The sequence below is a fragment of the Providencia rettgeri genome (assembly GCF_041075285.1).
Lineage (GTDB): Bacteria > Pseudomonadota > Gammaproteobacteria > Enterobacterales > Enterobacteriaceae > Providencia > Providencia rettgeri_G.
Genome location: NZ_CP163512.1, coordinates 515,004 through 532,056 on the forward strand (window position 1 = coordinate 515,004; position 17,053 = coordinate 532,056).

Below are 17,053 nucleotides of genomic sequence, written 5' to 3' on the forward strand. Positions count from 1 at the left end.
GTGGTCATTGTTGATTATTATTGGTTAGCTAGATTTTAACGTTTATATTAATAAAGTATGCGTGATGAGGATCGTATTTATATCATATCAGTATTGCATGGTTCATGAATAATAGGGATGGTAATAAATAAAAAGAGGATTAATAGAGTAATTAATTTATCTATCAGATATTTATGGGTTATTGAATTTTTAAGATAATTTTAATTTATCTTTTTTGATAATTTGACATAAGGGTGAGATATTTTGAAAGGTAATTTAGAATAAGTTGATTTGTTTTCTAAATAAAGAATGGATAGTCAAGTTTAATATATTCAAAACAGCGATGGTAAATAAAAATAAAAGAGAAGTAAGGGCTGTGAATGAAAAAATCCCCCTAAGTTTTAGCATTATATTTAGGGGGATAAAAATTAATTCTTAAAGGAGCTAATAAATGCGAGGTATTCTTCTTTGCTCATTAATGGCTTGTAATTATTAATGAGTTCATCAGCGCCAGCTGCGTCATCAAACAATAGGTCGATAATCGTCATAGCCATCATTTGAGCCGGGCGGATATACGCCATATCCTCATCGAATACCATATAATCTTTACCATGTAATCCACCACGTATTGCACCAATCCATGGGTGGCTCACTGGCATGATATGAGAAAGATCGCCAGTATCTGTGCTGCCTGTCATGTGTTCAGCAACCCAAACATTCTCTTCGCCAATTAAATCATGGGCATTGTTTTGCAGTAAGTTATTGAGTGTCTCATTGTTATAAAGTGGCAGATAACCCGGTAAATCTTTCACTTCCACTTCTGCACCAACTGACATTGCCCCTGCAACTAATGCGCGAGTGATCCGCTCATTGGCATCCACCATCGCGGGGACGTTTGACGCGCGGACATAACTTTCCATACGTACATCACTTGGGGTGACATTAACTAAATCACCGCCTTGAGTAATGATGGGGTGGAAACGAATATAATCTTTTTCTTGGAAGGTTTCGCGTATCGCATTGACCCCCATTATCCCCATCATGGCCGCGTTGAGTGCATTCACCCCTAAATGTGGTGCAGCGGCGGCATGGGAAGATTTACCTTTGTAGTTAATTAGCTTACCAATAAACCCGTTAGTGGTGGTCGACATCTCGATAAAACCGATATCACGCTCAGGTTTAACACTGGTTAAGTGGACTTGCATTGCCATATCCACATCATCAAATTCCCCAAGTGAAATTAGCTCGGGCTTGCCACCGATATAATTGATTTTCCCTTGTTCAATCAATTTATTACGATAAGCAAGCTCGACATACTCCTCTGCGGGAACCGCGAAGGGAACCACGTCTCCCGCAAGATACGCCATTGCACCTGACTTAACCAGACCAATTGTCACGGCCATCATATTGGCGATTTGGGCATTGTGACCGCAACAATGTGCTGCCCCTGTAAGGTCGTCTGCATCAGGGTGCTCTGCACAAATGATAGCATCTAACTCGCCAATCACTGCAATACTGTGCTTACTCCCTTTACCGCCTTTCAAGCGTGCTTTAACCCCGGTCAAGGCCAGTTGGTTACGGTAATTAACACCTAAAGCTGAGAATGCTGCTTCAACTTTTTTTGCTGTTTTGGTTTCTTTGTAACCGAGCTCAGGCTCTGCCCAAATATCGTCTGCGAGCTTTTTGATAGCATCTTTATTGGATGCAATTGCTTCACAAACTTTAGCTTTCAATTGGTCTTTGGTCATTGTCATGGTTAATATTTTCCTCTAATTAGATAACGCCACTCCATGAAAGAGTCACTTGACCAATAAGTGCCGCGAATAAGAATGTTCCCGTGAATACCGCCAGTGAAACTGGAATAATCCGCCAAGAGATGGCTTTAAATTTTTCGATATCTTTACCGAGTGAAAGACCGGCGAATGCAAGCACCGTAGTACTAATCACGGCAAGTGAGATTTTGCCTGTCATGGCGATCATTTCTTTATCATAAGGGAATAACGGTGAACACAGACCCGCAGCAATTAGAGATACCCAGAAAATAACAGGTAACTTACCTAGTGGCGGAATTTGGGCGATTAAGTACGCCACAAATGACATACCCCCTAAAAGTGCCATCGCAATCAGTGAGTCAGTAAAGACTGCACTAAAGCTACCGCGGCCATAGATTGACCCCCCTAGTGCATCACCCAGTGAAGTAAAGATGATAACTAATACGATGATTATTGCAATTTCTGCCATCTTTTTCATGATTTCGTGTCCTTATTCTGTATCTGCTGATGCCGTTGCACGTTTTCTTTTCAGTTTGTTGTACAAGAAAGAGGCAAAAGGTAAGGAGAAGAAAATATAGATGTACAGACCTAAAACGGAAGACATCAAGTTTGCGGATGATGAAAATGCTTGGATATCCGCCGCATGTTGAGGGTAAAGTTCCAGTAACGGTGCAACTGATGCTGCTAACATCGAGCCACTACCCACACCAGCCCCCATGGCTAACGCAAGTGGACTCATAATATCGAGTCCAGCGATAACACTGGCAATTACCCCCATCCAGACGGCACCATATAACGTACCGCAGATATACATCGCCATAACGCCGCGGCCTTCTGGTGAACTTAAACCGTATTTAGCTTCAATAATGGCAATATTGGGTTCACGACCAATAGAATAGGTTGCTCCAACAGCTTCACGTCCCATTCCTAACATGATGGCCAGCGGTAAACCGAGCAAGATAGTTCCGATAAAGTGGCCGATTTCCTGAAGGATCAGGGCACCACCTGCTTGAATAATTTTTTCCCAAGATGCACCAACAGAGGTGCTTAATTTTGCAATTAAGATAACTAACGCGACACTCATAATCGAGCTCGCACGCGCCATATTTTGTTCATTAAGAATTTTGAATTTTGGAAAACTGACAATACCACCCATCAACATGGAATAAAGCATTGGAAAAACCATCACAAGGCTGATTTTAATTTGTCCTATTGCTTCCGAAAGAAGAATGATCAGTAAGCTAACCAAAAGCAACTTACTATCTTTTAATATACCCATAGTGTTACCTTTCATTGGAAATGTTTTTAAGAGTAATTCGTATATATTTATAATAAAAAGCATTATTTGCGTATTCATACTATCCATGAAACTATTTTCCTGACAATATTCCGAAAAAGTCTTACCCATGCCTAAAAGGCATGGTTAAAATCTATAAATTAATATTTATTAATAAATTGAAATAAAGAGAATTATTCTCAATTGAATAATGAATGATATTTATTTGTTTTTCATTGAGATACAAAATAATTTTAATTTTTTAACATGTTGTTTCATAAATATTTTTGATTACTTACTGAATTTAGGTCAAAAACCACTAATTCATAAGGTTGTGTGATTTTGTTGTTATTTTTCTATTCATTCTGAAAAAATAATCCTTTTTAATGTATTTATATAATTGGGATAATTGAATTTTAAATAGCATTAGTAATAAACTTTAAGGGCTTTGGTTTTTATTTTAATCTAATTAATATGCTGTTTTCGGGTGAATTATCTAATGGTAATCGCCTTCATTTTTCTCAAATAAATTTGATAAATTAAAATGTACCTACATTGATAGGGGTTTTTGATCAAGATCTCAAAATTGAACATTTGTTAATTGGAAAGCAAGAATAGGATAGCAGTCGAATAAATTTTCAACTGAAAGCACTATCAGCCCTAAGGTTATTTAGCGCTGATAGTGGTTAAGTGCTAAAACTGAGCATTGAGGGCTAATCGGAATGTTCTTCCCGGGGCAGGCATCATGCTGCGAGTTAATGGATCAATATAGTAGCGGTCGGTGAGGTTAGTAACTAAAAACTCGATACTCATGTGTTTATCAATTTGATAACTTGCATAGGCATCTGCGGTAAAATTTGGAGCCCAATGCATAGGGCTATTATTCGCCATTGAATAACTGCCCGGATAACGTTGTATTAGTTTTTTTTCATCCTTATTTTGTACGCTGCTGGTGTAACGCAAACGCGTACCAACCTCCAGTGTTTCATCCATAAAACGCATGCCAAGGTTCGAATTGATGGCATACTTTGGCTGAAGTTGCGTGCGCAAAAATCCGCTAGGGAAACCCGCGGTGGTACAGTGAGAGACATTGTATCGGTTAGCAATATCTAATTTTGCGGGCTCAGCATCATCACAAACTTCATTTTTTAAACGGTAATCTACGCCAATATCCATAAAGAAATTGCCATTGTCGTAACGAGTTTGGGCTTCAATACCTGCGGTTTTATGTTCTTTTACTTGAATGAAATTGAGTCTTCCATCACGGTCAAAAGCATTTTCAATTACCGTATGGTAGTAGCCAATTTTGATATCAGCAAAGCGTTCAGCACCAAGTAAATCTTGTAGATTACGGGAATAACCAAATTCTATGGTTTTACCGCGTTCTGGCTTAAAGGTCATTTTCTCTTTGCGCGCTTCGCTCTGGCCAGCAAAACCAATGCTATTTTCGAAGATGCTGGGTAAACGAATGGTTTCGATATAGCGAGCATAAATGCGGTCATTGTCGGTTAGATAAATATTGGCACCAAAAGCAGGTGCCCAACCATGGCTTTTTTGTTTTCCGGGAAATTTCCACTTTTCTTCTTCTGTCAGTTCTCGTTTTATTTCATCAGCAGGGTGCTCATAGGCGTTATTATAGACATACACCTCTTTGCCTGTTGCTGGGTCAATTGCCCTCGCTTGTGAGTCAAGTGTACCATTGTGGAATGGATTGGTTTTGGTGGTATAGCGGCCATCTTTATCTGATTTCCATTTTGTTTGGAAGCTAACATCTAAAACACCATTTTCATCAGGCGAGGAACCACTTTTTCTCGGTGCAATGAACACGTTATAGTCAGCGTCTTCGAGTCCAAGCACAGACTTTAAAATATTGTCATTACGATAGCCGCCTGCAAAGGGTTTGTAACCATTAGCGATCGCTTGGTCATACTCGCTCTGGGTTAATATCCGACTATAGTTTATATTTCTGGCTAGACGTTGATCGGGGTTTTGGAAGCCGTTAACACGCTTTCGCATTTGTTCTTTTAAGTAATCATCTTCTGTCCAGCCATCAATGTATTTTGCACCTGCATCGAGTTCTAACCACGTTGTCGGGCGATAGTTAAAGTTAAAAGCGAAGCTGGTTTCTTGGCGATGCCCTTTGCGAGGAAGGGCAATAAACGGGCTGGCGGTTTGTGATGGAACCACATCATTGGAGTCTAATTTTTCTTTTAGCATTGAACCATGCAGGGTTAAATCGAGGTTCGATGTTAATGACATAGTATTGCGTAAGTTAAAGCCAATGCGGTCATTTTCCGAGTTGGTTGCCGCGGTATTGATCAATGAGCCATCAATGTTAGGGTCTCTACCTGGTCCATAGCCATTTTCAAAACCCCAATCCCGTTCTTTCGGCTCTCTAGGGTAGCCACCAGATGTATTGGTGTCGCCAACAGATTGAGTCATCCAGAGGTTGGCATTGAGGTCAATCCAAGGGTTGTTATCAGGCTGCCATGCATATTCTGCATTATAGGCATTCACCGTAAAATGAGCTAAAGGCCACTGAGGAACAACCGATTTACCCTCGAGCTCTTGGAAATTAATACGTGACGGCATAATTTCACCGTAAGTGCTCTCACTACGTCGAAAACCAAGGTGCAATGTTTGGTTCTCTGTGAGGTATAAATTGGTTTTAATTAAGTATGATTCTAACTCGTTTGATGTATTGGTAACCTCTTTACCTGGTCGATAGATATTTGCGGCAAATGGCAGGTAAGGGTCTGGTCCCAGTTGTTGCTGCAAGGTTTGTTGCTCATTTAACTGAACGGGTTCTTTGTAGCGGTGCGCGCCATTTTTACCTGCAAAATAGTTACCTTGGCGTCGGTATGCATAAGCGGCGATAACATCAAATTTTTCTTGTCTTGTACCGACGGTTATCCGCCCACTATTATCTTTGAAATTAAAAAACTGTGCATTACCACGCGACTTTGGGATGATATTGACGGCAGGGTCGGAGTAAACAAAATTCTTATTTTTATACAATTCAGGATGATCGCGGTAGTCGTCTCCATAAGCAAAGTTCGGGATACGCTCCCTTGTTGAGTTGCTACTGGTTTCTAATTTTAAGTTAAAACCAAATTTCTCATCGGGTGCGACCACATCATCGATACCAATCGTGCGGATTGCGATACCGCCACCGATAGAGGTTTTTATATCGCCAGTTAAAGAACCGCTTTTTTCAATTTCAATACTACTGATCAAATTGGGATCAATATAATTACGGTTATTCGCACCGCTATAACCGCGCCAGACAGTTAAAGATTGCTCAGTACCATCGACAGTGACGGGGACGCGCTCCTGCCCTTGAATACCGCGAACATTGGGGTCTAATGCACCGCTATTACGAGCATCTCCGCTGTATACACCTATGGCGCTGTTTAAGACATCAGCCGTACTGGTGCCTTTATAACGCTCAACGAGATCCTTACCTAAATAGACTTTAGCGCCTTTGGCATCATATTGATCATCGTAACCTTGTCTATCTCGTTCTTTGATCGTTTTTGCTGCATCTTCAACAGTGATCGTACCGAGATGTTCTTGTTGTTCTGCAAAGGTGGTTGCTGGAAAGACGAGTGTGGCTATGATTGCTGTTGCCACTGGATTTAATTTGAATTTATACATTTTAGTTTCTCTATGCCATAACACTTAAAATCGGGTTTCAACCCCGATAGAAATTTCGTGCTGATGATAGGAGTAGAGCACATCAGCCGAGCTGCGGTTATCGCGAAAGCGGTAACTGGTATAAGGGGTAAACGTAAAGAATGAATAGTTAGGAAAGTTGAGCCGTGCAAAATACATAGTTTCACGGTCGTGACGTTTCACATTTAACATGGCGTTAAAATCTTGAAACTGGCTTTCCCGATAGGTGGCTAAAGCTAATAAATGGATATCAGGAGTTAACATGCTAAAAAAACCTGTGCGAACACCTAATTGTTCGTAATCATCGCTGCGAACTTCTGTTTTGACGCGAGTCGTATCAGCCCCTAAAAACAGTGAAGTTTCCGTTGTTAGGCCATAAATCCCTGTGAGATGTAAACTGGAACGGCTACCATCTGCGCTGTTATAGGGTTTTTGGTAGTGAAGTTGTTGGTGATCAGCAGATGCGGTCAGAATGAAACGGGAAGTAAATTGGTAGTCACCATCGATTCGCCCTCCTATGCCATGGTATCGACCTTTTCCGTCCACTGTTTTGAATTCAAGTTGTGGACCGACAGAAAAAGTACTATTGGCATTATTAAATCGATATAAGGTGGCTAATGAGGTGGTATTCTCACTGAATTCCCCTTCATGAGGATAACGATCTCCATAGGTTGTTCCTTTGACTTGTAGGGAATGATGCCCTGAAATAGGTACAATTTTACTTAAGCTGGCATCAAAGGATAAGCCGGAAGCAGAAATCGGGTCGGCCATTTTCCATGTGCCGCTTGGAGTTTCCCACAGTGTATTTTTATCTGGTACTTGGTTGATATTACTATTGTATTTATAACCAAGTGATAAACTTCCCGTCCATGATATTCGGTTTTCAATCGCGTCAATAAACTGTTGGATGGTTTGCTGGACACTTGCAGGTAATGCTAAATTTTTATCATCAATCAGGTTATTAAATAGAGCCAATGATTCACTGTTTTGGTTATCTTCATAATAGGTGCGAGCCAGTTCTAATTTAATACGTAAAAATTTAGGGGAACGTTCTAGGATTTTCTGGTAATAATCAATCGCTTGCGAATATTTTTTTTGTGATTTTGCCACTTCAGCTTTAGCAAACAACACTAATAAAGGATCCGCATCAGGTAAGGCTTGATAACGCACTAATAAACGCTGTACGTCCTGAAATTGACGGTGGTTTATGGCCAGATAAATGGCTTGCCCAAGATCTTGAACATTATTTTCAAGGGAGTAAATTTGCCCATTAAAGTTGATGGACAAGCTATCAGAGAGTAGGGGCTGGCTGTCATCGGGTAACTGAGCGCTTTTATCGCGGTAACTCTGCCTATCTTTTTGCCATAACAATTGTTCGCGGTCGATATCGATATTGGCTGAGAATACAGATAAAGAGCTCGTTATAAGGACGAATGGTAATAAAAAAGAATATCGCATAGGTCAGTTTCGATGTTGAAAGTTTGTCATCAACAGCAAAATCCATTTTCACCGTTGATGATAAAGGCGAAATTATGGATTATTGCGCGATATTCCCACGGCTTCCGCCAAACGCCATGTCTTTACTGTGGTCACTAAACTCAGTCACTCCCGCAATATGTTTGGCTTGGTCGCCAAAGAAATGACCGCGAGTTTTACCTACAGCTTCATTTAGTGTTGCATCTCCTACGAAGGTGGCATTATTTTTAATGGTGGCATCAATATTGGTTGCACCAATGTTCCCCGCTAATGATTTGGTGCCAAAGTTTGCGGTTAGGGTGCCTGTCGCCATAGCGCCACCGCTGTATTGGTTGATACCTTTAACGGAATATTCCGCAGTGCCTGCCGTTGGCATATTTGTCGTGATATCTTTTCCTGAATAATACGCGGTATGTGTTGTATCAGTTGCTGCACCTGTTGATGACCACTCCCCAAAATAAACTTCTGCATCAGCTACTTGGGCAAAGTTAAACACCCCCATCTTATTATGTGCTCCGCCACTGTTAGGCATCGCAATCACATGTGCCTCGTTTCCAGATTGTTTTGGTGCCATTTTGGTTAAGCCTGAGAAGGAGATAATTTTTCCATTGTGTACTGATTGGACACCAATCCCTGGGTCACCTATTGCGCCACCATGACCACCCGCGCTGCCTTCAGTTGGTCCAACTTTAATAGAGGGGGCATTGGTATTGAAATCTTGGCTTTGACCTGAGCCCACCGCAGCAAACGTACCAAAAGACATTCCGCAAGTAACGAAAGCTAGAGCGATAATATTTAACTTTTTCATCGAAATACTCCATTTTTATTAAAGGAAATAAAGATGTTACGGCTAATTTAAATCATCATGATGGCTATATAGTTTATCGCACATTAAAACAAATAATAATGTAAAAGCAAATAATAATTATTCGCATTAACATTAAAATATTTAGGGGTATCAATGTAATAGAGTTTTTTTGCTAACTGTTACTTGTTGATGTTACGCTGTTTTTTATTGGGTTTAGTTATCTTTTATCGTTAGTTGCCAATTATTTTTTTAATAGAAATGTTAAATAAATCACATTTTAATGATTTGAATATGAATCATTTTTGCAGCTTAATCATTAGAATTACTGATGGTTATTTGTTTTGATACTGGGTATGGTGATGAGGGATTACACGAACTAATAGAGAGAAAAATAAGGCGAGTTTAAATTTAGCGGATGGTATTAGCCAAATGAAAGGTATTTATATTTAAAATAATTTGCTAGCGTAGAGTTTAATGATTAGTGAATAACGAGGTTAATTTATGGCGCAGTGGCTACTTTTTGGTGCCGGAGGGAAAGGCGTAGGGAGTATGATTGCTCAACTTGCAATTGCAAATAAGCAGCAAACTGTGGCGGTGGTGCGCAACAGGGAAACGGCTGAAAAGTTGTCATTACAAGGTGTTCACGTTGTTGTAGGGGATGCGTGTGATAGCCAAGTGGTAACCGCTGCTTGTCAAGCAGCGGGCACGAGTGCCACGGTGATTTCGACCATGGGAGGTTCGCAAGATTATTTAGCGCATCGTACGGTAATTGATTGTGCAGAACAGGCGGGGATCTCCCGTATGGTATTGGTGACATCATTAGGTTGTGGGGATTCATGGCCTTACCTCTCTTTGCGTGCAAGGGCTGCTTTCGGGCAAGCGGTAAGGGAAAAATCCTTGGCTGAATCTTGGTTGCAAACCAGTTCCCTTGATTTCGCAATTGTCCGACCGGGCGGGTTATTGCATGGTGAAGCTACAGGGAAGGCAATTTTACAGCAACACGTTGAAGCCCATGGATTAGTGATGCGGGCCGATGTCGCCGAACAGGTTTATCAACTGGCGACGCAAACAATATTGAAAAAACAAATTTATAGCCTTATTCAGCCAGATCTTACCGTCAGTCAATAAGGCGAAATTATGGTTATCGACCTGAGATTAAAGCTATTACCACTGATCACCACCGCGAAAGTCGCAATACAAGGCGTCAGTAAACGCTATGGAAGGATCTTTTGACCATCCCATCACTCCACCTTCTTCGTCTTCAGAGCGAACATAGGCACCTTGGCGTAACTCAAATAATCTGCCTTTCCACACTTTCCAACCAAGGGATTGATACAGATTAAATCCTTCGTCAGAGGCTGATAGCAAGCCAAGTTGGTAGCAATTGGCGATGATTGTATTTGTCTTAGACATCAATTCACGTCCAATACCTTGACGGCGGTAATTTTCCAATACCGCCATCGCTTCTACATAACCTACAGAAATCGGCTTATCGTTGATAGCCATATGGCGCTGAATAACCGCGACGTGTCCGACGATACGATGTTGATCATAGGCAAAAACGTGCATGCCCCCCAATGAGTGTTCAAAGTCATCTCGCGTGAAGTCACCGTCGAAGGCAACAAATAACATATCGAACAAGGTTTCTTTTTCATTATCAGCAAGCTGTGATGTGTGACACTGCCTATATTGAATTGTCATAAAAGTATCTAAATGTGTTTTTTAAGTCCCTTGATTGTAAGAAATTTATCGGCAATAAGTGGTGTTTTGCGTGCTAGATGTGCATCATCAAACATAAAAAACATTTATTAAGCGAAGTGCATCAAGAATAAATGGGTTAAACTCTTGGTTGTTATGCCTTTCGCTTTTTTATCGCAGATTGAGGATTTACCGCGCGACTCTTAGCCCACCTTCGACACCTTGTGGACTCCATAATATTTGCCATAGCTGAATATCACGAGCACGAAAAGCGCCAGCACAGGCATTCAAGTAATAAGAAAACATTCGTTTAAAGCGTGGGGTATAATCCTTTTCCAGTTCAGGCCATGCTTCTAGGAAACGTGAATACCAAGCCATAATTGTTTTATCGTAATCGGCACCGAAATTATGCCAGTCTTCCATCACTAATTTATTTTCACTACTATCACCAATATTTTGCAATGACGGTAAGCAGCCGTTTGGGAAGATATATTTGTCGATCCATGCATCGACATTCACTTTATTTTGGTTGGAGCCAATGGTATGTAACAAAAATAAGCCATTTGGTTTTAAATTTCGTTTTATGACATCAAAATAAGTGGCATAGTTTTTCGGACCAACATGTTCAAACATACCAACGGAAACAATACGATCGAATTGATCATATAAATTACGGTAATCTTCGAGAAGAATTTGCACATCAAGTCCTGAGCAGCGTGTTTGTGCATATTTTTGCTGTTCAGCGGAAATCGTTATACCAGTCACTGACACAGAAAAATGTTTTGCAGCAAAAGCCGCCAGTCCACCCCAACCACAGCCAATATCAAGCAAACGCATTCCCGGTTTTAATTGCAGCTTTTCGCAAATCAGCTTTAATTTTTGCTCTTGCGCCAATGATAAATTTTCGGGGCGATTCTCTAAATCTTTCCAATAACCACAAGAATACTGCATATAAGGGTCAAGCATGCGTGAAAATAAATCATTGCCTAGGTCATAATGCTCTTCACCAACAATACGTGCACGTTTTGGTGTCTGTAAGTTACGGATGCGAGCCATAGCAATTTTCAGTGTATCCCTGAAATTATGTGGCAGTTTTTTATCGAGCCCATGGCGTAATACATAATGGAAAAAAATATCTAAGCGCTCACAGTCCCACCAACCATCCATATAACTTTCTCCCAACCCAATGGAGCCTTGTTGTAAGACACGTTTATAAAATTGGTCATTATGGACATGAATATCGAAAGGTTGGGAACCATTAATTTCAATGCCAGTCTCGCTTAGTAGCTCGTTAACAATGCGCTTCCAAGAATCGACAGAGGTTTTTTGATTAACAGCATGTTCAGTACTCATCTGATCTCCAATTTTTAGCAAAGTGGGATTCAGAGAACTTTATTTGTGACGTATTCGCGGTACAGCAAAACAGGAATATTGACCACCACTGCATGGCAGACAGTGTATTAGCGTTATTATTGCTATAAATAAAGCTCAAATCCAGTTTCATATAACTCTCTAAAAAATATAAAACCTTCAGTGTTAATTTCAATCAAAATTACATTTAACTAACATAAAAGGCACTTATCACCAAAAATAAGCTAAAAGAAGGAGTGAATTTCCTTTAGAACATGAGATTTTTAGTTTAGTGCAAACAGATGACAACAAGATGAATACTGTTTTTATATGGTATTTTAAAGGGTTGTAGATGGATAGATGGCTATTTTTATTTGCAGATAATCTGAATGGAAAATAGCGCTCAAATTTTCATTGAGCGCGATTAATTAGTTTAATTATCGATAATTAAACGAGTGGAGAATAGCCATAACGGATAGTTTCTGTTTCTGCCAGATGAATTTGGGTTACCGCAGGTTGGGTATTGGCTATCACGCGACCATCACGAATAGAGTAACGCACAGGCACTTGACGACGGACGGCATCGAAACCATTTTCGGCGGGTAAAATTAATAAACTTGCCCGTTTACCTTCGCTAACGCCATAGTCTTGTAAGTTCAGTGTCCGAGCGCTGTATTCGCTAATCAATTTCAGTCCATCATTGATTTGCTGATACCCCATTAATTGGCAAATATGTAACCCCATATGTAGGACTTGCAGCATATTGGCTGTGCCAAGTGGGTACCACGGGTCGAAAACATCATCGTGACCAAAGCAGACATTAATATCAGCGGCTAGCATTTCTTTAACACGAGTAATACCGCGACGTTTTGGATAGGTGTCGAATCGTCCTTGTAAGTGAATATTCACTAACGGATTGGCTACAAAGTTGATTTTCGACATTTTTAGTAAGCGGAATAAACGGGAGGTATAAGCGCCATTATAAGAATGCATTGCTGTAGTATGGCTTGCAGTGACACGAGAACCCATGCCCTTGGCGTGGGCTAGCGCAGCAACGGTTTCCACAAAGCGTGATTGTTCATCATCAATTTCATCACAATGAACATCAATCAGACGGTCATATTTTTCAGCTAATGCGAAGGTTTTATGTAGCGATTCCACACCGTATTCACGGGTGAATTCAAAGTGAGGAATAGCACCAACGACGTCAGCACCAAGTCGCAAAGCTTCTTCAAGGAGCGCTTCACCATTTGGATAAGACATAATGCCTTCTTGTGGAAAGGCGACAATTTGCAAATCTACCCACGGGGCAACTTCTTGTTTCACTTCAAGCATCGCTTTTAATGCCGTTAACGTGGCATCAGATACATCCACGTGAGTGCGAACATGTTGAATTCCATTAGCAATTTGCCATTTCAATGTTTTCCAAGCTCGCTCTTTCACATCATTGTGTGTGAGCATGGCTTTGCGCTCAGCCCAGCGCTCAATCCCTTCAAACAGCGTGCCAGATTGGTTCCAGCTTGGTTGTCCCGCAGTTTGGGTCGTATCTAAGTGAATATGGGGTTCAACAAAAGGGGCTGAAACAAGTCCACCTTCACCGTCTAGGCTATCAGGCAGTATTTCTCCCGGAACTTGCGGCACTATTGCCGTAATGTTTTGATTGTCGATATCGATGCGCCATAAACCATCACGCTCTGGTAAGCGGACATTTAGGATATGTTTAATTGTTTGATTATGCACGAGTCATCTCCGAATCAGTGGCACGGCGGCGATTAAATAAAGGGTTTAGTACAGCGTAACACAAAGCACCACCAAGTACGGCATTAACAGGTACAATGCCGGGTAACCAATGCCCTGCGATCACACCCGCCGCCACGGCGATTAATGCACTAACATTGACATCACGCATTTTACTGCGATCGAACGTGTCATAACGGTGACGATACATCAAATAGTCAGCAATAATAATCCCACCAATTGGCGGAATAGCGGCAGATAAGAAAGTCAGCCAGCCCACAAAGTTGTTATATAGCCATAATGCGCACAGCGTACCGACGACCCCGTTCACAACGGATAAGGTTTTACTGGACAACCCGGTGATATTGGCAAAGCCTAAGCCTGAGGCGTAAAGGGCATTATCATTGGTTGTCCAAATATTTAGACCTAAAACGATAATTGCAGGTAATAATAAACCTTGGGCGATCATCACATCTGAAATATCTGCCATTCCCAGTGATGCGGCCCCTGCGGCACCAAAAATAAACATTAATGAGTTACCGAGAAAGAAAGCCACTAAGGCGACTAAAACGGCAACTTTGGGTTTACGGCCGAAGCGAACAAAATCCGCAGTTAAGGTTCCAGCACTGACAAACGAACCGACTACCATAGCCAGTGCAAGGTTAAAATCGATAGGTTTTGTCGGTACCACGGCTTGCAAGGCACTTATTCCCCCCATATCGGTGATAGCGAGGTAGACAGAATAACTTCCCAAAATCGCAATAGCTGGTACTGCGACGATAGAAAGTATCGTCAACGCGGAGATACCGAAAAATACGGTGACGGTCATTAAAATACCTGAAATACCAATTAACCAATTTATATCCCAGCCTGTGGCTTTACCAACAGGGATAGCAAACATCGCAACACCAACACCAAACCAGCCGACTTGTGTGCCGCCAAGCAAAAATGAAGGGAGCCATGAGCCTTTAATACCGAAGGAGTAGCGTGCGAGGAGGTGAGTAGTTAAGCCAGTTTTTGAACCAATAAAACCAAGAAATGCGGTGTAGACACCAAGAAGAAGATTACCAATGAGAACTGCGAGGAAGAAATCATGAAAATTAAGACCGGTACCGAGAGCGCCTCCGGTCCACATACTGGCGGAAAAGAACGTTAAACCTAGCATCACAAAGGTTAATGCTAGTCCGCCTTTTCGCGCGGATATGGGCACGGGGCCATGACTATAATTGTTATCTTCAGGCACGATTGTCTCCAGTTATTTTTCTCAGGCCAAAAAATCCGACGCATTTTATAGCCATCAAAATAAAAAGCAAACGTTTTCGTATACTGTTAAATATTTTTAATTTATTTAATTAAAATTGGTTTTTTCATTGATTTATCCTAGCGAAGTAAAACCATGTTCAATAAAAAGTTTTTGTGATTCAACCTGTAATAGGTAATTTGCGAAAATTTCTGCTTTTTTTGTTATGAGTGCCATCGCGTAAATTACTTGAATATTATCGTGATCTGGAATTGAGAGCGTGGCGAGGGTGGGGATTTTTGCTATTTTTTGTTGATAGTGATGATAACCAATAAATAAGTCAGCTTGATGGGTGCTGATTAACCATTGGGAAGCTAATTGACCTGAAGGGATTGTGGGGCTGTTTTTTCCCCCCACTAAATGGCGAGTACGCGCTTGGAGCTCCTTAGCAAGGAGGGGGTGATTCAGGCGGATCTTGTCGTATAGCTGTACAACATAGTCGCCACAAGGGTCATCGAGTGGCGTAGACGTACCAATGATCACCTCTGGGATGCTGAGTAACTGTAGCCAATTCGGGTATTCTTCGGCGAGTCGTGCCGTTGTGGTGATCCCCAAACGGTTGGTAATAAAAGGCTGGCTGGCATAGGCGATGTTTTGTTCTACTAGGGCAAAAGGGTGCGTCTGATCCGCAGAGAGAAAAAGATCACAATGTACACCGGACTCAATTTTTTGCCTCAATAAACCTGCGGGGGCAAACTCACAGGTTATTTCGTGTTTTTTCGCTAATTGAAAATGCGTTAAAATAGCAGTCAATACATCACGCAGACTGCCTGCCGCCATAATATGCATTATTGGTTGCCTTGATATTGAATACGATAGAATTTTTGATACCAATCATTCACTTTTGCATCAATATCGATATCGGAAAATTTTTGTGGATAGAGCTTACTTGCCATCCATAATTCACCTAATGCCATCGCTTCAGGCATCGGATAGCCCCATGCTTTGGCATATTCTGGCATTAAAAAGACGCGTTTATTTTTAACAGCATCGATCACCTGCCAACGAGGATCGTTGCTTATTTCATCCACTACACTTGGGTAACGGTCTTGAATGAAAATCACTTCAGGGTTCCAGCTAATCACTTGTTCTAAGGATACTTGCTTGTATCCTTTGATAGTTGCGGCGGCAACATTCATTGCACCTGCGTGCTGCATCATTAAACCTGTATATTTCCCTGAACCATAAGTGGTGAGCTCAGGATTTGCCATATAGGCGCGAATACGTTGATTTTCAGGGATATTCTTTAAGTGTTGAGCAACAATATCCCGGCTATCAAAAGTTTCTTTAATCAGTGCTTTTGCGTTGTCGGGTTTATTGACGATATCCCCAATCAGCGCAATACCTTCTTTTAAGCCTTCGTTATACGCTTGTTCTTCGTTAACCAGCTCAGGATTGACATTGTTTTTGGCAGTGTTGTTGTTGTCTTTTTGCAATGAAATCGCAACCACTGGAATACCCACTTGAGATATTTTATCAATCATTTCTTGCGGGGCGTAGTTGGTGACAAACACCACTTGGGGTTGCAATTGCACTAAGCTCTCAAGATTGACGCTTTTGAGATCACCGACATTGGGGATATTGACCAGTTCGGGAGCAAGTCTTTCATAATTTTGCCCTAGTTGTTCGCGCCAATTGCCCATTACCCCGACGATTTTATCAGTTGCATCTAATTGAACCAGTAAATTTAACGTTTGGTGTTGCAGGACGGCAACGCGCTCGACTTGGTCATCAATCACTACTTTCCGACCTAATTGGTCGATAAATTGTCGCTCAGCTAGGCTAGTGAATGTGCAAGATAAAACCAAAAAACCAATAAGATATTTTTTCATTGTGATATAACCTAATATTTCGATATAAATTTATTTATATAGCGATTGATTTCAATGGTCAACTATCATTGGGTTAATTAATGAGTTCAAACTTGATGTTAAATAAGAAATAAAAAGAAAAATTTAGCGTCCAAATAAGCTCAGACGCTA

The 17,053-nt window shown here is 41.1% G+C and carries 13 protein-coding genes; 1 reads left to right on the forward strand and 12 read right to left on the reverse strand.

The annotated features are described in order from the left end of the window. Positions 1-407: 407 nt before the first annotated feature. The 6 genes from AB6N04_RS02315 to AB6N04_RS02340 form a co-directional block, all read right to left on the reverse strand. Entirely contained in the window at positions 408-1,733 is a 1,326-nt protein-coding gene (locus tag AB6N04_RS02315) for an amidohydrolase (protein ID WP_369310315.1), read from the reverse strand. 19 nt (positions 1,734-1,752) lie between these two features. Beyond that, complete coding sequence (locus tag AB6N04_RS02320) at positions 1,753-2,229, reverse strand: hypothetical protein (RefSeq protein ID WP_369310316.1); 477 nt, start codon at positions 2,227-2,229, stop codon at positions 1,753-1,755. A 12-nt stretch (positions 2,230-2,241) separates the two neighbouring features. Then, positions 2,242-3,030: a DUF3100 domain-containing protein gene (locus AB6N04_RS02325; protein WP_369310317.1), complete on the reverse strand. Its 789-nt coding sequence runs from the start codon at positions 3,028-3,030 to the stop codon at positions 2,242-2,244. A gap of 690 nt (positions 3,031-3,720) precedes the next feature. Continuing rightward, positions 3,721-6,684 carry a TonB-dependent receptor gene (locus AB6N04_RS02330; protein ID WP_369310318.1) on the reverse strand — a complete coding sequence of 988 codons (2,964 nt, stop codon included), beginning with the start codon at positions 6,682-6,684 and terminating at the stop codon, positions 3,721-3,723. Positions 6,685-6,708: 24 nt separating this feature from the next. Beyond that, positions 6,709-8,160, reverse strand: coding sequence for a surface lipoprotein assembly modifier (locus tag AB6N04_RS02335; RefSeq protein WP_369310319.1), 1,452 nt, complete (start codon positions 8,158-8,160; stop codon positions 6,709-6,711). 79 nt (positions 8,161-8,239) lie between these two features. Continuing rightward, positions 8,240-8,986 carry a Slam-dependent surface lipoprotein gene (locus AB6N04_RS02340; protein WP_369310320.1) on the reverse strand — a complete coding sequence of 249 codons (747 nt, stop codon included), beginning with the start codon at positions 8,984-8,986 and terminating at the stop codon, positions 8,240-8,242. A gap of 501 nt (positions 8,987-9,487) precedes the next feature. On the opposite strand from AB6N04_RS02340, the gene AB6N04_RS02345 reads away from it, so the two are divergent. Continuing rightward, on the forward strand, positions 9,488-10,114 hold the full coding sequence (locus AB6N04_RS02345; RefSeq protein WP_369310321.1) for an SDR family oxidoreductase: 627 nt from the start codon (positions 9,488-9,490) through the stop codon (positions 10,112-10,114). A gap of 36 nt (positions 10,115-10,150) precedes the next feature. Here AB6N04_RS02345 and AB6N04_RS02350 read toward each other — a convergent pair whose 3' ends face one another. The 6 genes from AB6N04_RS02350 to AB6N04_RS02375 all read right to left on the reverse strand — a co-directional run bounded on the left by AB6N04_RS02350 (position 10,151) and on the right by AB6N04_RS02375 (position 16,903). Then, entirely contained in the window at positions 10,151-10,687 is a 537-nt protein-coding gene (locus AB6N04_RS02350; RefSeq protein ID WP_369310322.1) for a GNAT family N-acetyltransferase, read from the reverse strand. 186 nt (positions 10,688-10,873) lie between these two features. After that, the gene (gene cfa, locus AB6N04_RS02355; protein WP_369310323.1) at positions 10,874-12,037 is read right to left on the reverse strand and encodes a cyclopropane fatty acyl phospholipid synthase; all 1,164 of its coding nucleotides are present in this window, start codon (positions 12,035-12,037) and stop codon (positions 10,874-10,876) included. 444 nt (positions 12,038-12,481) lie between these two features. Next, entirely contained in the window at positions 12,482-13,774 is a 1,293-nt protein-coding gene (locus AB6N04_RS02360; protein WP_369310324.1) for a cytosine deaminase, read from the reverse strand. After that, on the reverse strand, positions 13,767-15,014 hold the full coding sequence (gene codB, locus AB6N04_RS02365; RefSeq protein WP_369310325.1) for a cytosine permease: 1,248 nt from the start codon (positions 15,012-15,014) through the stop codon (positions 13,767-13,769). Before codB ends, AB6N04_RS02360 begins: the two co-directional genes overlap by 8 nt. A 132-nt stretch (positions 15,015-15,146) precedes the next feature. After that, positions 15,147-15,860, reverse strand: a complete 714-nt coding sequence (locus AB6N04_RS02370) for a substrate-binding domain-containing protein (RefSeq protein ID WP_369310326.1) — start codon at positions 15,858-15,860, stop codon at positions 15,147-15,149. Continuing rightward, complete coding sequence (locus AB6N04_RS02375; protein ID WP_369310327.1) at positions 15,860-16,903, reverse strand: ABC transporter substrate-binding protein; 1,044 nt, start codon at positions 16,901-16,903, stop codon at positions 15,860-15,862. Before AB6N04_RS02375 ends, AB6N04_RS02370 begins: the two co-directional genes overlap by 1 nt. Between the last annotated feature and the right edge of the window lie 150 nt (positions 16,904-17,053).